General features: G+C 66.8%; 17 protein-coding genes and 1 tRNA gene. 11 read left to right on the top strand and 7 right to left on the bottom strand.

Features of this window, described 5'->3' with window-relative positions; genetic code table 11:
* Positions 1-4 precede the first annotated feature (4 nt).
* The gene (gene mnmA, locus ABC347_RS11630; protein ID WP_413245891.1) at positions 5-1111 is read left to right on the top strand and encodes a tRNA 2-thiouridine(34) synthase MnmA; all 1107 of its coding nucleotides are present in this window, start codon (positions 5-7) and stop codon (positions 1109-1111) included.
* Positions 1112-1113: 2 nt separating this feature from the next.
* Here mnmA and ABC347_RS11625 read toward each other — a convergent pair whose 3' ends face one another.
* Both ABC347_RS11625 and pdxH read right to left on the bottom strand, forming a co-directional pair.
* Positions 1114-1908 carry a PhzF family phenazine biosynthesis protein gene (locus ABC347_RS11625; RefSeq protein ID WP_413245890.1) on the bottom strand — a complete coding sequence of 265 codons (795 nt, stop codon included), beginning with the start codon at positions 1906-1908 and terminating at the stop codon, positions 1114-1116.
* Positions 1909-1926: 18 nt separating this feature from the next.
* Positions 1927-2514, bottom strand: coding sequence for a pyridoxamine 5'-phosphate oxidase (gene pdxH / locus ABC347_RS11620; protein WP_413245889.1), 588 nt, complete (start codon positions 2512-2514; stop codon positions 1927-1929).
* Between the two features lie 101 nt (positions 2515-2615).
* Between pdxH and ABC347_RS11615 the strand changes: the two genes are divergently transcribed.
* From ABC347_RS11615 to ABC347_RS11600, 4 genes are read left to right on the top strand one after another with little or no spacing between them, the layout of a single operon-like run.
* Complete coding sequence (locus tag ABC347_RS11615; RefSeq protein WP_413245888.1) at positions 2616-3206, top strand: hypothetical protein; 591 nt, start codon at positions 2616-2618, stop codon at positions 3204-3206.
* A gap of 48 nt (positions 3207-3254) precedes the next feature.
* Positions 3255-6617 carry a transglutaminase family protein gene (locus ABC347_RS11610; protein WP_413245887.1) on the top strand — a complete coding sequence of 1121 codons (3363 nt, stop codon included), beginning with the start codon at positions 3255-3257 and terminating at the stop codon, positions 6615-6617.
* Positions 6618-6660: 43 nt separating this feature from the next.
* A complete protein-coding gene (locus ABC347_RS11605; protein WP_413247043.1) occupies positions 6661-9159 on the top strand; it encodes a circularly permuted type 2 ATP-grasp protein in 2499 nt (832 codons plus the stop codon).
* A complete protein-coding gene (locus ABC347_RS11600) occupies positions 9156-10037 on the top strand; it encodes a transglutaminase family protein (RefSeq protein WP_413245886.1) in 882 nt (293 codons plus the stop codon). Before ABC347_RS11605 ends, ABC347_RS11600 begins: the two co-directional genes overlap by 4 nt.
* Positions 10038-10187: 150 nt before the next feature.
* On the opposite strand, the gene gltB is transcribed toward ABC347_RS11600, so the two are convergent.
* The 5 genes from gltB to ABC347_RS11575 all read right to left on the bottom strand — a co-directional run bounded on the left by gltB (position 10188) and on the right by ABC347_RS11575 (position 18748).
* Entirely contained in the window at positions 10188-14711 is a 4524-nt protein-coding gene (gltB, locus tag ABC347_RS11595; protein ID WP_413245885.1) for a glutamate synthase large subunit, read from the bottom strand.
* Between the two features lie 31 nt (positions 14712-14742).
* The gene (locus ABC347_RS11590; protein ID WP_413245884.1) at positions 14743-15402 is read right to left on the bottom strand and encodes a DUF2059 domain-containing protein; all 660 of its coding nucleotides are present in this window, start codon (positions 15400-15402) and stop codon (positions 14743-14745) included.
* Positions 15402-16856: an NAD(P)-dependent oxidoreductase gene (locus ABC347_RS11585; RefSeq protein ID WP_413245883.1), complete on the bottom strand. Its 1455-nt coding sequence runs from the start codon at positions 16854-16856 to the stop codon at positions 15402-15404. The genes ABC347_RS11590 and ABC347_RS11585 overlap by 1 nt, the downstream gene beginning before the upstream one ends.
* 154 nt (positions 16857-17010) lie before the next feature.
* Positions 17011-17808, bottom strand: coding sequence for an undecaprenyl-diphosphate phosphatase (locus ABC347_RS11580; RefSeq protein WP_413245882.1), 798 nt, complete (start codon positions 17806-17808; stop codon positions 17011-17013).
* 4 nt (positions 17809-17812) lie between these two features.
* A complete protein-coding gene (locus tag ABC347_RS11575; protein WP_413245881.1) occupies positions 17813-18748 on the bottom strand; it encodes a complex I NDUFA9 subunit family protein in 936 nt (311 codons plus the stop codon).
* 101 nt (positions 18749-18849) lie between these two features.
* On the opposite strand from ABC347_RS11575, the gene ABC347_RS11570 reads away from it, so the two are divergent.
* From ABC347_RS11570 to ABC347_RS11545, 6 genes are all read left to right on the top strand, one after another.
* Positions 18850-18936, top strand: a tRNA-Leu gene (locus tag ABC347_RS11570).
* A gap of 151 nt (positions 18937-19087) precedes the next feature.
* Complete coding sequence (locus ABC347_RS11565) at positions 19088-20305, top strand: tyrosine-type recombinase/integrase (RefSeq protein ID WP_413245880.1); 1218 nt, start codon at positions 19088-19090, stop codon at positions 20303-20305.
* Positions 20306-20343: 38 nt separating this feature from the next.
* Complete coding sequence (locus ABC347_RS11560) at positions 20344-21024, top strand: hypothetical protein (RefSeq protein ID WP_413245879.1); 681 nt, start codon at positions 20344-20346, stop codon at positions 21022-21024.
* A 102-nt stretch (positions 21025-21126) separates the two neighbouring features.
* The gene (locus ABC347_RS11555) at positions 21127-21294 is read left to right on the top strand and encodes a helix-turn-helix domain-containing protein (RefSeq protein WP_413245878.1); all 168 of its coding nucleotides are present in this window, start codon (positions 21127-21129) and stop codon (positions 21292-21294) included.
* A gap of 10 nt (positions 21295-21304) precedes the next feature.
* Positions 21305-21790 carry a helix-turn-helix domain-containing protein gene (locus ABC347_RS11550; RefSeq protein ID WP_413245877.1) on the top strand — a complete coding sequence of 162 codons (486 nt, stop codon included), beginning with the start codon at positions 21305-21307 and terminating at the stop codon, positions 21788-21790.
* Positions 21791-21816: 26 nt separating this feature from the next.
* A complete protein-coding gene (locus ABC347_RS11545; RefSeq protein WP_413245876.1) occupies positions 21817-22884 on the top strand; it encodes a tyrosine-type recombinase/integrase in 1068 nt (355 codons plus the stop codon).
* Positions 22885-22990: the final 106 nt, after the last annotated feature.

The following is a 22990-nucleotide window of genomic DNA, read 5'->3' as shown; positions in this document are numbered from 1 at the left end:
CGGCATGGACGCGGATTTCCAGCTCGACCGGCCGGCAGCGGCCAGCCGCATCGTCGTCGCCATGTCGGGCGGGGTCGACAGCTCGGTGGTCGCCGCGCTCGCCGCCGCCAGCGGCGCCGAGGTGATTGGCGTGACGCTGCAGCTCTACGATCATGGCGCGGCGGTCGGGCGCACCGGCAGCTGCTGCGCGGGCCAGGACATCCGCGATGCCCGCGCGGTCGCCGATCGGCTCGGCATCGCCCATTATGTGTTCGATTATGCAAGCCGGTTCCGCGATTCGGTGATGGCCGATTTTGCCGACGAATATGCCGCCGGCCGCACCCCGATCCCGTGCGTGCGCTGCAATCAGGGCGTGAAGTTCACCGACCTGTTCGGGATCGCGCGCGATCTGGGCGCCGATTGCCTGGCGACCGGTCATTATGTGCGGCGCGTGGCGGGTGTTGCCGGTGCCGAGTTGCACCGCGCCGCCGATCCGGCGCGCGACCAGAGCTATTTCCTGTTCGCCACGACCGCCGCACAGCTCGACTATCTTCGCTTCCCGCTCGGCGGGTTGCCAAAGGCGCGGGTGCGCGAGATCGCCGCCGAACATGGGCTGGGAATCGCAGCAAAGCCCGACAGCCAGGATATCTGTTTCGTGCCTGACGGCGATTATGCCCGAATCGTCCGCAAGCTGCGGCCCGAGACGGCCGAGGGCGGCGAGATCGTCGATGCGGAGGGCCAGGTGCTAGGCAGGCACCAGGGGATGATCAACTTCACGGTTGGCCAGCGCCGCGGCCTGCAGATCGGCGGCACGGCCGAGCCGCTCTATGTCGTGCGGCTGGAGCCGGAGACGCGGCGCGTGGTGGTGGGCCCGCGGCGCGCGCTGGCGGTGGCGGGATGCCGGCTGCAGGACATCAACTGGATCGGCGGCGATCAGGGTCCGCTGACCGCCAAGGTGCGATCGATGGCAAAGCCCGCCCCGGCCCGGTTCGATGGCGGGCTGCTGCGCTTCGACGCACCCGAATATGGCGTGGCGCCCGGCCAGGCCGCGGTGCTCTACGCCGGGGATCGCGTGCTGGGCGGCGGCTGGATCGCGGAGACCTTCGCCGCGGAAGCCGCTTTGGCGGCCTGAGGCTATAGCCGCATCACCCCTTCGATCACCGTCACGCAGTTACCGTCGATCAGTGTCGTTTCGCCTTCCAGCGCACAGGTCATGCCGCCGCCGCGTGGCGACGCCTGCCAGGCGGTGAAGGTCGCGCGATCGAGCCGCTCGGTCCAGTAGGGAGTCAGGATCGCGTGGGCGGAACCGGTCACGGGGTCCTCGTCGATGCCGGCGCCCGGCGCGAACACGCGGCTGACCACATCGCACTCGTCGCCGGGCGCGGTGGCGATGAACAGCGTATCGCCCAATGCACCCAGCGCTCGGAAATCGGGATCGAGCGCGCGGATCTCCGCCTCGCTGCCATAGACGACCAGCGAATAGTCGCCCGCGCGCCACCGCGTCTCGACCGGATTGCCGCCGAGTGCGGCTGTCACCTGCGGCAAATCGCGCGGCTCGGTCGGCCAGGCGGGCAGCACCATCCGATAGCCGGCGCCCGCGCGCGTCACTGTTAGGATGCCGGACTTGCGGGTGGCGAAGCGGATGGTGGCAAGCGCCGGATCATCGCCCAGCAGCACATGGCCCGATGCAAGCGTGGCATGGCCGCACAGCGCGACTTCGACCTGCGGGGTGAACCAGCGCAGTTCATAGTCCGCTTCCTCGCCCGATGCCGGCACGGTGAAAGCGGTCTCCGCCAGATTATTCTCGGCGGCGATCGCTTGCAGCAGATCATCTTCCGGCCACGCATCGAGCGGCATCACCGCGGCGGGATTGCCGGTGAACGGGCGATCGGCAAAGGCATCGACCTGGATCAGGCGATAATCGGGCACGGCGGCAGTCTCCGGAGTTCAGGGGTAGAGCAGGCCTTCGTCCCACCCGTCGGGCGTGCGGACGAACAGCCGGCGTTCGTGCAGCCGGTGGGCGCGATCCAGCCAGAATTCGATGCGATCCGGCACCACGCGAAACCCGGACCAGTGCGGCGGGCGCGGTACCGGCCCACCTTCGAAGCGGGCGCGCGCTTCCTCGAACCGATGCTCGAATGTGGCGCGATCGTCGAGCGGGCGGGACTGATCCGACGCCCAGGCGCCGAGCTGGGAATCGCGCCCGCGCGTCGCGAAATAGGCATCGGCGCGGGCATCGTCGACGCGTTCGACCGCACCTTCGATGCGCACCTGTCGGCGCAGCGATTTCCAGTGGAACAGCAACGCCGCCTGCGGATTGGCGGCGATCTCGCCGGCCTTGCGCCCTTCGAGATTGGTGTAGAATATGAAACCGCCGGGATGGCCGGCATCATGGCCCTTCAGCAGCACCATCCGCACCGACGGAGCCGCGCCGGCAGTGGCGGTGGCCAGCGCCATCGCATTCGGATCGTTCGGTTCGCTCGCCTCTGCCTCGGCAAGCCAGGCGTCGAACAGGGTATGCGGATCATCGGCCATGCCGCGCCATAGGCGATCGGGCGGCGGGAATGAAGCAGACGTTGCGCCCGTGATCGCGATCGGCCACGGTCCGTGCGGGGCAGGTCGGGGGGCTTTGTGGCGTGACGGACGCAGATGCCGAGCGGGGGAGCCTGCTCGTCGCCACAGCATTCCTCTTCCTTCTGGTCTGGCTCAGCGTTCGTCACGCGCGTGCATCGGAAGCCCGGGCACTCACCGACGAGCGCTTCTATCCAGTGCCGGTACCGAAGTTCCTGATCCTCTCGATCAGTACATTCGGCGTCTATCACTTCTACTGGCAATGGCGGTGCTGGAGGCGGTTCCGCACAGTGGGACAAGTCGCCATTCGTCCAATCTGGCGCGCGATCTTCGCAGTCTTCTGGGTGAAGCCGCTGTTCGATCAAGCCAACCGCCAGGCGGCACCCCCGATCGCGCGGTGGATCGGGATGGTCGGCGTCTTCGGCTTCGTCATCGTATCGATCACAAATATTTTGAGCGGCCATGCCGACAATTGGCATCGGGCCTTATTATTGCTGAACATGGCCGAGCCCCTGTTTCTCGTACCGACGCTCATCGCCGTCAATCGTGCCAATCCGCCCACCGCGCGGCTTCATAACCGGCGCATTCGGCCGATCGCCGTGGCTTGGGTCATTCTTGGTGTCGCGCTCTATGCCGTCGCGTGGCTGAAAGAATGAACCGACACGCTTATTGCGCTGCACAAGCGGCTGTGGTGCAGTGATCGCATGATCCAGGCCGCCGTTCATCACCTCACCGCTTATCGTTATGACAAGCCGGTCTTCCTCGGCCCGCAGGTCATCCGGCTGCGGCCGGCGCCACACAGCCGGACGGCGGTGCCCAACTATTCGCTGAAGATCGCGCCTGCCGGGCATTTCATCAACTGGCAGCAGGATCCGCACGGCAATTGGCTGGCGCGAATCAACTTTCCCGAGCGTGCGACCGAGTTCCGGATCGAGGTCGACCTGATCGCCGATCTGACGGTGATCAATCCGTTCGACTTCTTCGTCGAGGATTATGCCGAGACGTTTCCGTTCACCTACGCCCCCGATCTGGCGAGCGATCTCGCCGCCTATTTCACGGTGGAGTTGGGCGGCCCGCTGTTCGAGGCGTTCGCGGCGGAATATGCTAATACGCGGATGCGCACGATCGACATGCTGGTCGAGCTCAACCGGGCAGTGAATGCGCGGGTCGATTATGTGATCCGGATGGAGGCGGGCACCCAGCCGCCCGAGGAGACGCTGGCGGCGGCGATGGGATCGTGCCGCGATTCGGCGTGGCTGCTGGTCAATCTCGCGCGTCGTCTGGGGTTCGCGGCGCGCTTCGTGTCGGGCTATTCGATCCAGCTGACGCCGGATGTCGTGGCGGTCGACGGGCCGAAAGGCGTCGCGCAGGACGTCGTCGATCTCCACGCCTGGGCCGAACTCTATGTGCCGGGCGCGGGCTGGATCGGGCTCGACGCGACGTCCGGCCTGTTCGCCGGTGAAGGCCATATCCCGCTAGCGGCGACGCCGCATTACCGCTCGGCCGCGCCGATCTCCGGCGCGCTGCTCGAGCCCGCGCATGTCGATTTCGACTTCGCGATGAGCGTGCAGCGGATCGCGGAGGCGGTGCGCATCACCGCGCCCTTCACCGATCAGCGCTGGGCCGCGCTCGATGCGCTGGGCGAGCAGGTCGACCGCGATCTGGTGAGCCAGGACGTGCGGCTGACGACGGGCGGCGAGCCGACCTTCGTCGCGGTCGATGATCCCGAGGCGCCCGAATGGAATGGCGATGCGGTCGGCCCGACCAAGGCGGGCTATGCCGATCGCCTGATCCGCCGCCTGCGCCAGCGTTTCGCGCCCGGCGGGCTGCTCCATCACGGCCAGGGCAAATGGTATCCGGGCGAAAGCCTGCCGCGCTGGGGCTATTCGGTCTATTGGCGCACCGATGGCGTGCCGATTTGGCGCGACGATGCGCTGATCGCCGCCAGCCATTCGGACGGCGCGCCGGTGACGCCCACCGATGCCGAGGAGCTGATGACCGGCGTCGCTGAGACGCTGGGGGTGGGGGCGGACTATGTCCAGCCGGCTTATGAGGACGGGCTGGAATGGGCGGTTAAGGAAGCCCAGCTGCCCGCCAATGTCGATCCGACCGACCCGAAGATCGAGGATCCCGAAGCGCGCCAGCGAATGGTGACCGCGTTCGAGCGCGGCCTTTCCCGGCCGGTCGGTTATGTGCTGCCGATCCAGCGCTGGCAGGCGCGCGACCAGGGCGGGTGGAAGTCCGAGCGCTGGCGGCTGCGGCGCGGCAAGCTGTTCGCGGTGCCGGGTGACAGCGCGCTCGGCTATCGGCTGCCGCTGGGATCGCTGCCGTTCGTGCCGCCGGCCGATTATCCCTATATTCACGTCCGCGACACGACCGAACCGCGCGCGCCGCTGGCCGACGCATTCGATCAGCGCCCGCAGACGGCTGCGCCTGAAACGGCGGCGGCCGAGCCCGCCCAGCGCGTCGAACAGGTAGCGCCCGCCGCGGGCCCCGGCGCGCAGGCGCGGGTCGAGCAGCACATCATCGAAGGCGCGGTGCGCACCGCAATCACCGCCGAGCCGCGCGGCGATCATTTCGCGGTGTTCCTGCCGCCAGTCGAGACGCTGGAGGATTATCTCGAGCTGATCGCGGCGATCGAGCAGACCGCTGTACGGCTCGCCCTGCCGGTGCGCATCGAAGGCTATCCGCCGCCTCCCGATCCGCGGATCAACGTGCTGAAGGTGACCCCCGATCCCGGTGTGATCGAGGTCAACGTGCAGCCGGCGGGCAGCTGGGCTGAGACCCGCGAGATCACCGAGACGCTGTACGAGGAAGCGCGCCAGTGTGGGCTGACCGCGGACAAATTCATGATCGACGGCCGCGCGATCGGCACTGGCGGCGGCAATCACCTGGTTCTGGGCGGCAGGCAGGTGACCGATTCGCCGTTCATCCGCCGCCCCGATCTGCTGAAGAGCTTCATCCTCTACTGGCAGCGCCATCCGTCGCTGAGCTATCTGTTCTCCGGCCTGTTCATCGGCCCGACCAGCCAGGCACCGCGGATCGACGAGGCGCGGCACGACGGGCTGTACGAGCTTGAGATCGCGCTGGCACAGGTGCCCCATCCCTTTTCCGGAGCGGCCGGTGAAGGGGAAGCGCCTGCGCCGTGGGTGGTCGATCGGCTGTTCCGCAACTTGCTGGTGGATGTGACCGGCAACACTCACCGCACCGAGATCTGCATCGACAAGCTGTTCTCCCCCGACGGGCCGACCGGCCGGCTCGGCCTGGTCGAGTTTCGCGGGTTCGAGATGCCGCCCGAGCCCCGCATGAGCTTGGCCCAGCAGTTGTTGCTACGCGCGATGACCGCCTGGTTCTGGCGCACCCCGCAGACCGGCGGGCTGGTGCGCTGGGGCACCAGCCTGCACGATCGGTTCCTGCTGCCGCACTTCGTATGGGCGGATTTCCTGGACGTGCTGGGCGATCTGCGTGCCGCCGGTTATGACTTCGATCCCGCCTGGTTCGAGGCGCAGCGCCAGTTCCGCTTCCCGGTGCATGGCGAGATCGTGGCGGGCGGCGTCCGCCTCGAAGTCAGCCATGCGCTGGAGCCGTGGCACGTGCTGGGCGAAACCGGGGCGATCGGGGGCACAGTGCGCTATGTCGACAGCTCGACCGAGCGGCTGCAGCTGCGCGCACAGGGGCTGGTGCCCGAGCGCCATGTGGTGACGGTCAACGGCCGCCCGGCCCCGATGACGCCGACCGGGGTGCCGGGTGAGGCGGTGGCGGGGGTACGCTACAAGGCATGGGCGCCGGCCAACTGCCTGCACCCGCGGCTGCCCGCCAACGCCCCGCTGACCATCGATCTGCTCGATCGCTGGAACGGGCGATCGCTGGGCGGCGGCGTCTATCATGTCGCGCATCCCGGCGGGCGCGCCTATGATGGCGTGCCGGTCAACGATTATGAGGCGGAAGCGCGGCGCAAGGCCCGCTTCCAGACGCAGGGCCATACCCCCGGCACGATCGCGATGCCGCCCGCCGAGCGCGTGAACGAATTTCCGCTGACGCTGGATCTGCGGACACCCGCACCGTGAGGGCGAGCCGCGATCGCGACGAGTGGCGAGCCTGATGGATCCGATGGCGCAGCTGCCCGGGATGCCCGGCTGGGGGGAGGGCTGGCTCGCCAGCTATCTCACCCGCGCGGGCACGGGCGATGTGCTGCAAGGCGATCTGCGGCGCGGCGCGCGCTGGTGGCGCACCCTGTTCGACGGCATCGCCGAGATCACCAACGGCCATCTTGGCCGGCTGCAGGATCGGATCGGTCGCCAGGTCAGCGAGATCGGCACGGCGTTCCGGTTGCCGGGCGAGAGCGAGGAGCGGCGCTGGCCGGTCTCCGGCGTTCCGCTGCTGATCGGCGAGGATGAATGGGCCGGGATCGAAGCGGGCATCTGCCAGCGGGCCGAGCTGCTGGAGCGGCTGGTCGCCGACTTGTATGGGCCGCAGACGCTGGTTTCCCGCGGACTGATCCCGGGATCGCTAGTCACAGGCAGCCCGCATTTCTGGCGGCGGATGGTGGGGGTTGCGCCGCCGGGCGGGCGCTGGCTGCACATCTACGCCGCCGATATCGCGCGCGGACCGGATGGCGACTGGCGGGTGCTGGCGGATCATGTCCGCAGCCCGACCGGGGCCGGCTATGCGCTGGAAAACCGGCTGGCAGCGACCCGCGTGATGGGCACGCTGCAGACCCGGCTCAACGTGCAGCGGCTGGCCGGCTTCTTCCAGGCATTCCGCGAAGGGCTGGCGGCGTCGTGCCGGCGATCCGATCCGCGAATCGGACTGCTGACCCCAGGCCGCTACAATCAGAGCTATGCCGAACAGGCCCACCTTGCCCGCTATCTTGGCCTGCTGCTCGTCGAAGGGGCCGATCTGGCGGTGCGCGACGGCCAACTCTACGTCCGCACGATCGAAGGGCTTAAGCGGATCGACGCGCTGTGGCGGCGGATGGATGCGCGCTTCCTGGATCCGCTGGCGTTCGATAACCGGTCCGCGATCGGCGTGCCCGGGCTGATGGATGCGATGGACAATGGCGTGGCGGTGATCGCCAACGCGCCGGGCGTGGGCATCGTCGAAAGCGCGGCCTTTTCGGCCTTCCTGCCGATGCTGGCCCGGCGGCTGCTGGGCGAACCGCTGTCGCTGCCCAACATCGCGACCTGGTGGGCTGGCCAGCCACGCGAGCGAGGCCATGTTGAGCAGGAACTGGACCGGCTGCTGATCGGGCCTGCGTTCGGCGCGGCGGTGGCGGGGCTGGACGGGATCGAGCCCGTGCTGGGCGCGGGGCTCGCCGGTGCCGGCCGCGCGCGGCTGAAAGAGGCGATGGCGCTCCGCCCGCAGGATTATGTCGGCCAGGAAGTCGTTCGCCTCTCGACCATGCCGTCCGCGGTCGATGGCACGCTGGTGCCGCGCCCCTTTTCGCTGCGCGTATTCGCGGCGCGCGACGCCAATGGCCATTGGACGGTGATGCCCGGCGGGTTCGCACGGCTGTCCGATGCGGCCGACGTTCGCGCCGCGGTGATGGGCGACGGCGCCTTCTCCGCCGATGTCTGCATCGTCGGGGGCGAGCCGTCGGAGGCGATCACGCTGATGTCGCCGCATGTCGCGATCCGGCGCAACCCCGGCACGTTGCCCAGCCGCGCCGCCGACAATCTCTATTGGCTGGGCCGCTATCTGGAGCGCGGGGAAGGCACGCTGCGGCTGATCCGCGCGGCGCTCGGCGGTTCGATCGACGTCGATGGTGGCGCCGCGCTGTCCGCGCTCACGCTCGATCGGCTGGCGGGGCTGCTGGTCTCATCGGGTGCAGCCAAGCTGGACGATGAGGACGATGAGGAGGAAGGCGGGTCGATCCACGACGTCCCCGAACTGGCGCACGCCGCCTATGACGGCGCCGGTGCCGCCAGCGTGCGATCGCTGCTCACCAGCGTGCGGACGATCGGCGAGGGCATCCGCGAGCGGCTTTCGGCCGACGTCTGGCGGCTGCTGGATCAGCCGCTGCCGCCGCTTGCGGGGCTCGACCCGGCCACCATCCTCGGCCGCGCGACCGACCTGCAGGAACGTTTCTCGGCGCTGGCAGGGCTCGCTTCGGAAAATATGGCGCGCAACGCCGGTTGGCGTTTCCACGATATCGGCCGGCGGATCGAGCGGGCAGTGTTGATGTGCCGGTTGATGCGGCATTTCGCGCGCGACGATGCCTCGGCCGACGATCTGACGGCGTTGCTCGATCTGGCGGATAGCCAGATCAGCTACAGGGCGCGCTATGTCGCGGGGATCGCGCTGGTGCCGGTGCGCGATCTGGTCGCGCTCGACCCGTCAAACCCGCGCAGCCTGGCCTATCAGATCGAACGGATTGGGCTGCATCTGGCCGCGCTGCCATCGCTGCGCCAGGACGGCATGGCCGAGGATCAGCACCGGCGCGCGCAGGAGTTGGCGGCGGTTTTGATGACGGCGGAGGCGCCATCGCTCGGCCCGGATGCTGTGCTGTCGATTGAGAACCGCCTGCTGGGGCTGAGCGAGGCGATCGGTCGGCGCTTCTTCCTGCAAAGCGGAGAGACGCTGCGCGCCAGCGGCATGGTGCTGGCATGATCTACGAGATCCGCCACACCACGCGCTTTCGCTATGCTCATCCGGTCAGCTTCGCGCGCTGCAACGTGCGGCTGGAGCCGATCGACTGGCCGGGGCAGCAGGTCGAGCGGTTCGCGCTCGAGGTGACCCCCGCCGCGAACCGCAGTGCGGCGCGTGGTGCCGGCTATCCGGGCCGCCAGGAGCGAATCGTGATCCAGAAACCGGCGCGCGAACTGGTTGTGGAGAGCCGGTCTCGGCTCCGCGTCGATCGCGTGCGGCCGGAACCCGCGGCGGACGATCCCACGATTGCCGAAGTCGCCGCGCTGGCGCGCGCGTCCGCCGACCTGTCACCCGAAGGACCGGCCAATTATCTCTATCCATCGCCGCTCATTCCGCACATCCCCGCGATCGCGGCGTGGTGCGCGCAGGAACTGGCGCAGGATCGCGGCGTGGTGGAAGCCGGGCTGGCGCTGGCGGTGCGGATCAGGCGGGAGTTCCGCTACGACGGCAATGCCACCCGCTTCGATACGCCGCCAGCCGAGGCGTTCGAGAAGCGCCATGGCGTGTGCCAGGATTTCGCGCAGGTGATGATCGCAGGCGCGCGCGCGGCCGGGATCGCGGCGGCCTATGTCTCGGGCTATCTGCGCACCATCCCGCCGCCCGGCAAGCCAAGGCTGGTGGGGGCGGATGCCACCCACGCCTGGGTGTTGCTGTGGTGCGGCCCGCAGCGCGGCTGGATCGGCTTCGATCCCACCAACGCCTGCGCGATGGGCAGCGACCATATCGTAACCGCAGTCGGCCGCGACTATGCCGATGTCGCGCCGATCGACGGCATCTTCCTCGGCCAGGACGGCCAGGACATCAAGGTCGAGGTTGACGTGGAGCCGGTGGAGAACTGACCACCCGTCGCCCCTGCGCAGGCAGGGCCCATGGCTGTTCGATTTGCCGGATCGCCTCACAAAAGTGGCCGAAATATCGTCTGCCACGTCCAACTGCGAGGTGGCCTGTTCGATAGCCATGGGCCCCTGCCTGCGCAGGGGCGGCGGAGATCACTCCGCCGCCACAACCTCCGGCGCGTCGCTCAGCGGGTGATCGAGCCGCGACAGCATCTCCCTCGGCACCACCTGCCAGATCTGGCCGCGCCAGCGATCCCAATCATCCAGGATCGAATGGCTCCACTTGCTGTCGGTGGCCACCGCATGCTCGGCGATCAGCGATTTGGCGCGCCGTTCCCAATGCGCCGAATTGATGCGGTGCCAGACGATGCTTTCCGGGTTGGCGCGCTTCTCGAAGTTGCCGTGCTCGTCGAGGATGAAGGCCATGCCGCCGGTCATCCCCGCGCCGAAATTCTCGCCCACTTCGCCCAGGATCACCGCGACGCCGCCGGTCATATATTCGCAGCCGTTCGCGCCGCAGCCTTCCACTACGACGGTCGCGCCCGAATTGCGGACGGCGAAGCGCTCGCCCGCCTGGCCGGCGGCATAGAGCTTGCCGGATGTCGCGCCATAGAGGACGGTATTGCCCAGGATAGTGTTGCGCCGCGTCTCCAGCGGGGAAGAGACCATCGGCCGCACCGAAATGACGCCGCCCGACAGGCCCTTGCCGACATAATCATTGGCATCGCCGAACACTTCGAGTTTCACGCCCTTGCAGAGGAACGCGCCAAGCGACTGGCCGGCCGATCCGCGCAGGCGCACGGTGACATGCCCATCCGCCAGTGCCGACATGCCGAAGCGGCGCGTGATTTCCGCCGACAGCCGGGTGCCGACCGCGCGGTGCGTGTTGCGCACGGTATAGGTCAGCTGCATCTTCTCGCGGCGATCGAATACGGCCTTCGCATCGTCGATCATCTGCGCGTCGAGGCTGTCCGGCACCTCGTTGCGAAAACCGTCGATCCGGAAGCGACGCTTGTCGTCCGGCGCATCGACCTTGGCGAGGATCGGGTTCAGGTCGAGATCGTCGAGATGCTCGGCCCCGCGGCTCACCTGGCGGAGCAACTCGGTGCGGCCGATGATCTCGTTCAGGCTGCGCACGCCCAGCTTGGCGAGGATCTCGCGCACCTCCTCGGCGATGAAGGTCATCAGGTTGATCACCTTCTCGGGCGAGCCCACGAACTTCTTCCGCAGCGCCTCGTCCTGCGTGCAGACGCCCACCGGGCAGGTGTTCGAATGGCACTGGCGCACCATGATGCAGCCCATCGCCACCAGGCTGAGCGTGCCGATGCCGAATTCCTCCGCCCCCAGGATCGCGGCGATCACGATATCCCGGCCGGTCTTCAGACCGCCATCGGTGCGGAGTTTCACGCGGTGCCGCAGGCCGTTCAGCGTTAGCACCTGGTTGGTCTCGGAAAGGCCCATTTCCCACGGCGTACCGGCATATTTGATGCTGGTCTGCGGGCTGGCCCCGGTGCCGCCGACATGGCCGGCGACCAGGATCACGTCCGCATGCGCCTTGGCGACGCCGGCCGCGACCGTGCCGATGCCGGCCGAGCTGACGAGCTTGACGCAGACCCGCGCGCGCGGGTTGATCTGCTTCAGGTCGTAGATCAGCTGCGCCAGATCCTCGATCGAATAGATGTCATGGTGCGGCGGCGGGCTGATCAGCGTCACGCCGGGCGTCGAATGGCGCAGCCGGGCGATCATCTCGGTCACCTTGAAGCCGGGCAGCTGGCCGCCCTCGCCGGGCTTGGCGCCCTGCGCGACCTTGATCTCCAGCTCCTCGGCCGCCCCCAGATATTCGGCGGTCACGCCGAACCGGCCCGATGCCACCTGCTTGATCACCGAATTGGCGTTGTCGCCATTCTCGTAGGGCTGATAGCGCGACTTGTCCTCGCCACCTTCACCCGACACGGCCTTCGCGCCGATCCGGTTCATCGCGATCGCCAGCGTTTCGTGCGCTTCGGGGCTAAGTGCGCCGAGCGACATGCCCGGCGTCACGAAGCGCTTGCGGATCTCGGTGATCGCCTCGACCGAATCAATCGGGATCGCCTCGCGCGCCCAGTTGAATTCGAGCAGATCGCGCAGATAGACGGGGGGCAGATCCTTCACCCCGCGCGAGAATTGCAGATAGGTCGAATAGCTGTCGGTGGCGACGGCGGTCTGCAACAGGTGCATCAGCTGTGCCGAATAGGCATGCGCCTCGCCGCCGTTTCGCTGGCGATAGAAGCCGCCGATCGGCAGCGTCTTCACGACGTCGTCGAACGCAGCATCGTGGCGATCGCTGGCGTTGACGTAGAGCGAGGCATAGCCCTCGCCCGAGATCTTGGCCGGCATGCCCGGGAACAGATCGTTGACGAGCGCCCGGCTGAGGCCGACCGCCTCGAAATTATAGCCGCCGCGATAGCTGGAGATCACCGCGATCCCCATCTTCGACATGATCTTCAACAGCCCGTCGTCGATCGCCTTGCGGTGACGCTTCAGGCAGGCGGCGAGATCGAGATCGCCGAACAGACCGCGGGCATGACGATCGGCGATCGCGGCTTCGGCCAGATAGGCGTTCACTGTGGTCGCGCCGACGCCGATCAGCACCGCGAAATAATGCGTGTCCAGGCATTCGGCCGCGCGCACGTTGATCGACGCGTAGGACCGTAGCCCCTGGCGCACGAGATGGGTGTGGACGGCGGCTGCCGCCAGCACCATCGGGATCGCTACGCGCGTGGCGGAGATCGCCTCGTCGGTCAGGAAAAGTTCGGTCTTGCCTTCGCGCACTGCCTGTTCGGCTTCCTTGCGGACCTGCGCGATCGCGGCACGCAGGCCATCCGCCCCCGAGCCGGCCGCGAAGCTGCAATCGATGGTGGCGGCATGACCCGCGAAATGCGCCTTCAGAACATCCCATTCGCAGGCCGACAGCACCGGCGATTCCAGCACCAGCACGCCCGACTGGCCGCCCTCGGTGTCGAGAATGTTGGCGAGATTGCCGAACCGCGTCTTCAGCGACATCACCCGCGTCTCGCGCAGCGAATCGATCGGCGGGTTGGTGACCTGGCTGAAATTCTGGCGGAAGAATTGGCTGATCAGACGTGGCTTGTCCGAAATGACGGCCAGCGGGGTATCGTCCCCCATCGATCCGATCGCTTCCTTTGCATCGTCGACCTGGGGGCTCAGGATCAGCTCCATATCCTCCAGCGTCTGCCCGGCGGCGACCTGGCGGCGGATGAGTTCGGCTCGGTCATAGCGCATGATGTGCCCGGCTTCGGGGACGGGTAGATCCGCGAGGGTACGGAAATCCTTGATCCATTCGCCATAGGGATGTTCGCCTGCGATCCGGTCCTTGATCGCGGCATCGGCGTAGAGCCGGCCTTCTTCCAGGTCGATCGCGATCATCTGGCCCGGGCCCATCCGCCCCTTGGCGACGACCGTCGATTCGGGGACGACGACCATGCCGGTCTCGGATCCCACGATCAGCAGATTGTCTGCGGTCAGCGTGGTGCGAAGCGGGCGGAGCGCGTTGCGATCGACGCCGGCCACCACCCAGCGGCCATCGGTCATCGCCAGCGCGGCGGGGCCGTCCCACGGCTCCATCACCGAACCGAAATAGGAATACATCGCGCGCACCTCGTCCGAGACGGACGGGTCGTTCTGCCAGGCTTCGGGCACCAGCATCAGCTTGGCGGTCGGCGCATCGCGGCCGGAACGGCAGATCGCCTCGAACACCGCGTCCAGCGCGGCGGTGTCGGACGCGCCGGCGGGAATCAGCGGCTTGATCTCCTCCGAATGCTCGCCGAACGCGAGCGAAGCCATCTTGATCTCGTGGCTCTTCATCCAGTTCTTGTTGCCGCGGATCGTGTTGATCTCGCCGTTATGCGCCAGCGTGCGGAACGGCTGCGCCAGCCACCATTGCGGGAAGGTGTTGGTGGAATAACGCTGGTGAAAGATCGCGACGCGGCTGACGAAGCGCTCGTCGCGCAGGTCGGGATAGAAGACCGAAAGCGCCTCGGCCAGGAACAGGCCCTTGTAGATGATCGACCGGCAACTGAGCGAGCAGATGTAGAAGCCCTGGATCTGCGCCTCGATCACCTTGCGCTCGATCCGGCGGCGGACGAGATACAGCTTCTTCTCGAATTCGGCGGCGTCCTCGGCGTCAGGCAATGGCCCGGCGATCATGATCTGCTCGATCTCGGGCCGGGTCTGTAGCGCCTTCTCGCCGATCACGCCGACATCGACCGGCACCTGGCGCCAGCCATAGATGGTGTAGCCGAAATCGATGATCTCGCTTTCGACGATCGTGCGGCACGTTTCCTGCGCGGACAGATCGGTGCGCGGCAGGAAGATCATGCCCACCGCCAGCCGGTTCGGCAGCGGCTTGTGGCCGCCCGCCTCGATTGCATCGTCGAAGAAACGCGCCGGCAGATCGACATGGATGCCCGCGCCATCGCCGGTCTTGCCGTCGGCGTCGACCGCGCCGCGATGCCACACCGCCTTCAGCGCATCGATCGCCGCAGTGACGACCCGGCGCGAGGCCCGGCCATCAGTGGCCGCCACCAGGCCGACCCCGCAGGCATCGCCCTCATAGTCGGGCCGATACATGCCCTCGCGGGCCAGGCGCTCATGCTCGGGAGTAGGGAAATGGGTCATGGCGTCGTTCCCAGTCGTATCGCGTGAGGGATCAGGGCTGCGGGCGCTTGGGCGGCGGCGGCAGGTGTGCGGTCGCGGCGTCCACCTTCTTCATGATCGCCGGCATGGCCTTCATCAGCTCGGGCGTGAAGCTCTGCATCGCGCCGATCATTTCCGGATCCGCGTAAACCAGCATCGATTGCTCGGCATAGGCGGCCCCGGTCGGCGTAGCGAAAAAGCGCGCGAGATCGGTCAGCTGATCGACGGTGAAGCGGCGCGCATAGCTGCGAGCAAGCGCATCACGCACCTGCGGCTCGACCGCGGTCATCAGTCCCGTCATCTCGCGCATCATCACGTCCAGCGTGATCTTCATGCGTTCGCGAAACGCAGGATCGGCCTTGGCAGCCAGATCACCGACGGTTTCGTCGCCAGCTACCGCGGCGGCCTTCGGATCGCCCGACATGCCGGCAATATCCTTGGCCTTCATGCCGAAAGATTGCGTCAGGATCGCATCCATCACGCCGCCGGCCATGCCATCCATCATCTTGCGATAAGTGCCGAGCGGCCAGATGCGGTCGACCACCGGGCGGGCCGCAGCGATCCTTGCCCCATCGACGGCAGCCGGCGTCGTGGCTGAGGATGGGGCAGGCTGCGCCTCCGACGGCACCGCACATGTGAACAGCAGCAGCGCGCCACCGAAAACACCCCGCATCACGCCGTCTCCAGCGCGCGCTGTGCCTTCGCCGGGGCCTTCGCCTTCAGCCAGGCGTGCATCCGGTCCGCCACGTCGCGGCCGTCGCGGATCGCCCAGACGACCAGCGATGCGCCGCGCACGATATCGCCGGCGGCGAACACGCCGTCCATGCTCGACATCATCGTTTTGTGATCGACGCGCAGCGTGCCCCAGCGCGTGACCGACAGTTCAGGCGCGCCGAACAGCCGGGGCAGATCCTCCGCATCGAAGCCCAGCGCCTTGATCACCAGATCGGCATCCATCCGATAGGCGCTGCCGGGATCGGGCTCGGGCGCGCGACGGCCGCTGGCATCGGCGGCGCCCAGCCGCATCTTGGTGGCGCGCACGCCCGTCACCCGATCCTCGGCATCGAAGCCCTCCGGCGCGGACAGCCAGACAAACTCGACGCCTTCCTCTTCCGCATTGGCAACTTCGCGTTGCGATCCGGGCATGTTGGCGCGATCGCGGCGATAGAGGCACTTCACCAATTCGGCGCCCTGGCGGATCGCGGTGCGCACGCAATCCATCGCGGTATCCCCGCCGCCGATCACCACCACATGCTTGCCGGCGGCATTCAGGCTGCCATCGTCGAACGCGGGCACCTGATCGCCGAAGCCGTTGCGGTTGGATGCGGTGAGATAATCGAGCGCCTCCACCACGCCGGCCGCGCCAACGCCCGGCGCCTTGATCGCGCGCGGCTTGTAGACGCCCGTCGCCACCAGCAGCGCATCGTGGCGTTCGCGCAGCTCCGCCATCGTGGCATCGCGGCCGACCTCGAATCCTTCGTGGAAATGGATTCCGGCATCCTTCAGCCGCTGGACGCGGCGCATCACCACATCCTTTTCCAGCTTGAAGCCGGGGATGCCGTAGGTCAGCAGCCCGCCCATCCGATCGTGGCGATCATAGACATGCACTTCATAGCCGCGCGCGCGCATCAGTTCGGCAGTGGTCAGGCCAGCGGGGCCCGCGCCGATCACGCCGATCGACTGGCCGCGATCAGGCAGGCAGGCGACAGGCTCCACCCAGCCTTCGGCCCAGGCAGTATCGGTGATGAACTTCTCGATCGATCCGATCGTGACCGCGCCGTGGCCAGAAAATTCGATGACGCAATTGCCTTCGCACAGCCGATCCTGCGGGCAGATGCGGCCGCAGATCTCGGGCATGGTCGAGGTCGCGTTGCTGAGCTCATAAGCCTCGCGCAACCGTCCTTCGGCAGTCAGTCGCAGCCAGTCCGGAATGTGATTGTGCAGCGGGCAGTGAGTCGAACAATAGGGCACGCCGCACTGCGAACAGCGCGATGCCTGCTCCTCGGCTTTGGCTTCAGCGTATTTGCGAGCGATTTCCCGGAAATCTTCTGCACGCTCGGCAGCCGATCGCTTGTCAGGATATTGCTGGCCGACCTGAACGAACGACAGCATCTTGCTCTGAGCCATGGAGTGCCTCCTTGGCCATGCCAGTTGCAGATGTTTTTCGCCGAGTCACGTCAAATCAACCCAGTAGGTGAGCAAAGCTGACCTAATTATCACTGTTGAGCATGCAGTCCAGAAAATCAAAGGGGGTGCACGAACGATTAGGCCCGATATGAGACTATCTTAACGTCAACCATGCGAGCGCAGCACTGCCAGCGATGATGCGGTACCAAGCGAACGGCCCGAATCCATAACGCGTGACCACCGCAAGAAACGCCTTCACCACCGCGAGTGCGACGAGAAACGACACGACGAACCCGATCGCGATCAGCTGGATATCGCCGGCCGTCACGGCATCGCGATGTTTGTAAAGCTGAAGCACGGTGGCTCCCATCAGCGTCGGCAGCGCGAGAAAGAAGCTGAAATCGGCCGCGGTGCGGCGATCGATCCCGAGCGCCATCGCGCCCATGATCGTCGCGCCGGACCGGCTGACGCCGGGTACCATCGCCATGCACTGGACGAGCCCGATCTTGATCGATTGAGGAACCGACACCCCCGAGATGCCGAGCACATTGTCGGTCTTGGCGAGCCGCTCGACGATCAGGATCGCGATCCCGCCCACGATCAGCGCCCAGGCGACGACGATCGCATTCTCCAGCAGCGCATCGATCTGGTCGCCGAACGCGAGCCCGAGCACTACGGCCGGAAAGAAGGCCAGCAACAGGTTGCGCACAAACGCCACGGATTGCGCTTCCCACTTCAGCAGCCCGCGCGTGACCGCCACGAAGGTGCGCCAGTACAGGACGACGATGGCCAGGATCGCACCGGGCTGGATCGCGATGTTGAACACCGCCCAGCGCGCGGCATCATAGCCCATCAGCTCCGTCGCCAGGATCAGGTGCCCGGTCGAGGAGACGGGCAGGAACTCGGTGATCCCCTCGACGATGCCGAGGATGATCGCGGTCAGCCATTCCATCCGGTCAGGCCGACTGGCGCTTGGCGAAGCGGCCCTGGCGGCGATACTGGACCAGTATGCGCGGCATGATGCTGGCCATCGGCTTCGGCGCGATGCCGAACGCCGCGAAGCCTTGCGCAGCCGGCGCGACGACATTGTCCTGCGCCAGCATCCGCAATTGATCGGATGTGATCGGCGCGCCCGGCAGCCAATCTCCTACCTTCGCCATCAGCCGCGATGCCTCGTCCGGCACCTCGACGATAGCGGGCGAACGGCCGATCTCCTCCGCGATCCAGCGATTGAGCTCGAGCATGCTGATCGTCTCCGGGCCGCCCAGCTCGTAGACCTGGCCGCCATGCGCGCGCGGATCGAGGGCGGCGGCTGCGATCGCGCGCGCCACATCGCCCGCCCAGGCCGGCTGGAAGCGCGTGGCGCCACGGATCACCGGCACCACCGGCAGCATCGCGATCAGCTGGGCGAAGCGGTTCACGAACTGGTCCTCAGCGCCGAAGATGATCGACGGCCGGATGATCGTGGCCCGGGGGAAGGCGGCGCGGACCGCGGCCTCGCCCTCGCCCTTGCTGCGGCCATAGGCGGAAGGCGATGCCGGGTCCGCCCCGATCGCCGATACCTGCACGAACGCGCCTGCACCGGCTTCTTCCGCGGCCTGCGCCACCGCTTCCGCCCCGCGTACATGGATCGCGTCGAAATTCCCCTTCAGGATTCCGACCAGGTTGATCACCGCGTCCGATCCCTGGACCGCGCGGCGCACGCTGTCCGGCCGGGTCAGGTCGGCGGCGGCGAACTGGGTCTGGCCGAGCCCGCCTTGCGAGCGCACGAACCAGGCACGCTTGGGATCACGCTCGGCGATGCGCACCCGCGCGCCGGCCTGCAGCAGTTCGCGTGCGACATAGCGGCCGAGGAAGCCGCCGCCGCCGAACAGGGTGACCAGGCTGGACATGGAAAGCATCCCGAAAAAAGAGTGTCGGCGCGCCAATGCCCCATGCGGGACGCGGTTGACAAGGCCAACGCCCCACCCCTAAAGGCCGCCGCCTACCCCGTGCCCAGATGGCGGAATTGGTAGACGCACCAGCTTCAGGTGCTGGCGATCGCAAGGTCGTGGAGGTTCGAGTCCTCTTCTGGGCACCATTTACCTGTTCGCGGGTGGCCGCCACAGGTCGACAAACCCTAGGTTTTCTGACACTTTCGCCAGTGGCATGGTTGCTGGCGTTCACCTTCGTTCGCCGACAGCCGGGCCGAAACGGGGGCCTTTTTGGGGGCCCTTTCTGGAGGGCCTGACATGGCGCTTACCGATACGGCGATCCGGGCGGCAAAGCCGAAGGAGCGGGACTACAAGCTTGCGGACGGCGGCGGGCTCTATCTGTTGGTCACCAAGGCAGGTGGTAAGCTTTGGCGGTTGAAGTACCGCGCGCATGGCGTCGAGAGGAAGCTGGCGCTTGGCAAATATACCGATGTGACGCTGGGAGCGGCCCGTAAGGCGCGGGATGAGGCACGCACTAAGGCTGGCGCGGGCGACGATCCGGCGGCAGCGAAGCGGCGAGAGCGGGTTGCGGCCAAGCTGGCGGCGGGAACGACGTTTGGGGCCGTGGCTCTGGAGTATGTCAACAAGACTGAACGCGAGGGGCGCGCGCCTACAACGATTGCGAAGCTTCACTGGGCGCGTGAGTGGCTGCAATCGGCGATCGGCCACCGTCCGGTCGATCAGGTGGAGCCGCACGAACTGCTCGCCGTCCTGAAGAAGCAGGAAGCGCAAGGTAATCTGGAGACAGCACGCCGGACCCGCGCGTTCGCCAGTCGCGTGTTCCGCTATGCCGTCGCCACCGCCCGTGCCAAGGCCGATCCGGCCGGGCTGTTGCTTGGTGCGGTTGCGTCGCCCAAGCCAAAGAACCTGTCCGCGATTGTCGATCCCAAGCGGATCGGCGAGTTGCTGCGAGCCATTGACGGTTACTCCGGCCAGCCGGTCACGCGGCTGGCGCTGGCGCTTTCTCCCCACGTCTTTGTCCGGCCCGGCGAGCTTCGCCAAGCGGAGTGGAGCGAGTTCTATCTGGAGGCGAACGTCTGGCGCATACCGGCGGCGCGGATGAAGAAGCGGCGCGAGCATGTTGTCCCGCTATCCCGTCAGGCGCTCACGATCCTTGGCGAGCTGCGCGGGTTGACCGGCGGCGGACGGCTAGTGTTCCCGGCCATGGGCAAACGCGATCGGCCATTGTCGGAGAACACGGCAACCGCCGCGCTCCGTCGCATGGGCTTCGGTGCCGACGAAATGACGGCCCACGGCTTCCGCGCGATGGCGAGCACGCTTTTGAACGAGTCGGGAAAATGGCACCCTGACGCAATCGAGCGGGCGCTGGCTCATCGGGATAGCGATCAGGTACGGGCGGCTTACCATCGCGGAGCCCATTGGGACGAGCGTGTCCGGATGGCGCAATGGTGGAGCGACAAGCTCGACACGCTACGGGATGGAGCCACCGTTCTGCCGTTCACCGTCACGGTATAAGGCTCGACAGGCGATCGTACGTCCGCGAACATGGGCGGATGAACGAGCGCCAGCGCGAGCAAATCGGCCGGATCATAGCTTTGTCATCTACTAGTAGCCGGTCGGTTTTGGCGCTGGCGCTGCAACGGGTCTATGCCAGTCATTCGAAAGCGGGGCGCTTAGCGTCCGGAAGCACGATTGTGGTCGCCGTGGCCGAAATGCAGCGTGCGACCAACCTGCTACTTACGGAGCTAATCTCTAAAGCGGCCGGGGTGTCGCGGACGCCAGCGGCCTTTGAGGAAGTGGCGAGCGGGATGCGGCGCTGGCTTCGCGCTTGTGAGGACGAGCTTAAGGAGGTCGTTCGGACATCCTCCGGGCTTAGGCTGCAAGGCGCATCGTCGGCGACTTCCGATATAGGCCAACGCGAGCTGCAAAAGATCAAGGACGAGGTCGAACAGCGCTTGGAAGTCGAGCGCTACGATTTCGAAGCAGAAGCAGAGCCGCCGGACAATCAGCGTCCCTCGCCGAAAGGGCGGGTCGGCGGTCGTCCGCCGGCTGAGTTCTGGGACGATATGTGGGCCTCTATCGCAGCGCAGCTTTACGACGGCACCTTGCACCCCAAAACACAAGCGGACGTCGAACGGGCGATGGCGGAATGGATCACGGCAAACGGGCACGATGCCGCGTCGAGCACTGTTCGCGCCAGAGCGCGCCGACTTGCCAACAAGCTGGAGCTGTAGTTCCCGCCCGTTTTCGCTCCTTTCCGGCCGTGATCCAAACTCTCTCCCGGCAAGTGCATCGCCGTGTTCGCTGGCACCCGCCGGCGACTGGAGTGCAGCCATATGGAACAGTTGGCGATTTCGATTAGTGACACGGTCCGGGCGTTGGGCCTTGGTCGCACAACCGTTTACGCGATGATCGCCGATGGCCGGTTGGAAGCGTTCAAGCTGGGTCGGCGGCGGCTGGTGAAGGCGGAGTCGGTGCGCCGGCTGATCGCTTCGCAGGGTTAGGGTGGTCGCCATGGCCCTGCGGCGGGCTGGCCCGAACACCGTCAAGCTCAACCGCACCTATGACGTGGCAGAGCTGGCGGCGCGTTTGGGCGTGCACAAGAACACGGTGCGTCATTGGCAGCGCGATGGGCTGAAACCGCTCGATGGCCGCCGGCCGGTCCTATTCCACGGCGTCGCCATCCGCGCGTTTCTGTCGGAACGTAGCGCCAGCCGGAAGTCGCCTTGTCCGCCGGGCACGCTCTATTGCTTGAAATGCCGCGTGCCCCGGCCGCCGGCTCTGGGCATGGTCGATTACATTCCTATCAACGCCACTGGCGGCAACGTCCGTGCGATCTGCGCCACCTGCGAAACCGTTATGCATCGCCGGGCCGCCAAGGCTTCGCTTACGACCATCCTGCCCGGCTGCGACGTCCAAATCGCGCAAGCACTGCCACGCCTAAAGAGCAGCCCCTCGCGCTCCCTGAACTGTGACTTGGAAAGGCAGGCGATGACATGACGTAGCACAACGCCGCAAATGAGCGGGTGAAGCGCGATTACTATCGCTATCTGAAGGAGGCGAGGGGCCGCGACGAGGCGACGATCGACGCGGTTGCAAAGTCGCTCGCGCGCTTCGAGGAGTCGACCGGTCGCAAGGAGTTCCGGCGCTTCCACCGCGAACAGGCGGTCGCCTTCAAGCGGCGGTTGGCGGAGGCAGTGAATGCGCGGACGGGGGAGCGGCTGAGCAAGGCGACCATGTTGTCCACGCTCCGCGACCTGCGCGCCTTCTTCTTCTGGCTGGCGCACCTGCCCGGCTTCAAGTCGCACATCGCCTATGCCGATGCGGACTACTTCAACCTGAGCGACAAGGACGTGGCGGTGGCGCGGGCCCGGCGAGATAAGGCGGTGCCGACGCTCGAACAGGTCGAGCACGTCCTTTCCCTCATGCCCGCCGACACGATCGTGCAGCGTCGCGACCGGGCGCTGATCGCCTTCACCATGCTGACGGGGACGCGGGTCACCGCCCTGACGTCGCTTTGTCTGTTTCACGTCGACCTAGCGGGCGGCTATGTAGATCAGGACGCGCGAACGGTGCGGACCAAGTTCGCGAAGACGTTTCGCACCTACTTCATGCCGGTGAGCGAGCGGGCGCTGGGCATCGTCACCGACTGGCACACCGCGCTGAGTGCCGATGTGACGCGCGGGCTAGGCGGTGCGCTGTTCCCGGCCACCGCCATTGCGCTTGATCCGGCGGGGGGCTTCGCTCCCACAGGCCTTCACGCGCATGGCTGGAGCACGAGCGAACCGGTGCGCGAGGCATTCCGCCGCGCCTTCGCGCTGGCGGGTCTGCCCTACTTCAACCCGCACAGCTTCCGCGACATGCTGGTTCGTCACTTCATGGCGGCGAACCTTTCAGCCGAAGAGCTGAAGGCGATTTCGCAGAATCTGGGCCATGCCGATGTGCTGACGACTTTCACCAGCTACGGTGCGGTTCCGGGCCATCGGCAAGCCGAGCTTGTGCGCGGCGCCGGCCGGAAGCATGCCAATGGTGCAGAACCTGGTACGGACGCGCTTCTGGCGATGCTGCGCTCCCGCATGACACACGCTGCCTAAGGTAAGCCTGTACGTCCGCTTTTGACCCATACCCGCTCGCTCGGGATCGCTAACTAGCGCCCCCAAAGCGGTCATCCGATGATGCTACGAATGCCCGAGCCTGAGG

It is taken from the genome of Sphingomonas canaveralia, from assembly GCF_047238125.1.
In the GTDB taxonomy this organism is placed as follows: domain Bacteria; phylum Pseudomonadota; class Alphaproteobacteria; order Sphingomonadales; family Sphingomonadaceae; genus JBDFMH01.
The sequence above is the reverse complement of the archived record's forward strand: the minus strand, read 5'-3'. Positions and strand labels throughout refer to the sequence as shown.

Bases quoted from the DNA above. Each gene is read 5' to 3' on its own strand.
- mnmA (WP_413245891.1), top strand. From the start codon at position 5: ATGGACGCGGATTTCCAGCTCGACCGGCCGGCAGCGGCCAGCCGCATC.
- ABC347_RS11575 (WP_413245881.1), bottom strand. From the start codon at position 18,748: ATGTCCAGCCTGGTCACCCTGTTCGGCGGCGGCGGCTTCCTCGGCCGC.
- ABC347_RS11610 (WP_413245887.1), top strand. From the start codon at position 3,255: ATGATCCAGGCCGCCGTTCATCACCTCACCGCTTATCGTTATGACAAG.
- ABC347_RS11585 (WP_413245883.1), bottom strand. From the start codon at position 16,856: ATGGCTCAGAGCAAGATGCTGTCGTTCGTTCAGGTCGGCCAGCAATAT.
- gltB (WP_413245885.1), bottom strand. From the start codon at position 14,711: ATGACCCATTTCCCTACTCCCGAGCATGAGCGCCTGGCCCGCGAGGGC.
- ABC347_RS11550 (WP_413245877.1), top strand. From the start codon at position 21,305: ATGGCCCTGCGGCGGGCTGGCCCGAACACCGTCAAGCTCAACCGCACC.
- ABC347_RS11555 (WP_413245878.1), top strand. From the start codon at position 21,127: ATGGAACAGTTGGCGATTTCGATTAGTGACACGGTCCGGGCGTTGGGC.
- ABC347_RS11600 (WP_413245886.1), top strand. From the start codon at position 9,156: ATGATCTACGAGATCCGCCACACCACGCGCTTTCGCTATGCTCATCCG.
- ABC347_RS11605 (WP_413247043.1), top strand. From the start codon at position 6,661: ATGGCGCAGCTGCCCGGGATGCCCGGCTGGGGGGAGGGCTGGCTCGCC.
- ABC347_RS11565 (WP_413245880.1), top strand. From the start codon at position 19,088: ATGGCGCTTACCGATACGGCGATCCGGGCGGCAAAGCCGAAGGAGCGG.
- ABC347_RS11560 (WP_413245879.1), top strand. From the start codon at position 20,344: ATGAACGAGCGCCAGCGCGAGCAAATCGGCCGGATCATAGCTTTGTCA.
- ABC347_RS11580 (WP_413245882.1), bottom strand. From the start codon at position 17,808: ATGGAATGGCTGACCGCGATCATCCTCGGCATCGTCGAGGGGATCACC.
- pdxH (WP_413245889.1), bottom strand. From the start codon at position 2,514: ATGGCCGATGATCCGCATACCCTGTTCGACGCCTGGCTTGCCGAGGCA.
- ABC347_RS11590 (WP_413245884.1), bottom strand. From the start codon at position 15,402: ATGCGGGGTGTTTTCGGTGGCGCGCTGCTGCTGTTCACATGTGCGGTG.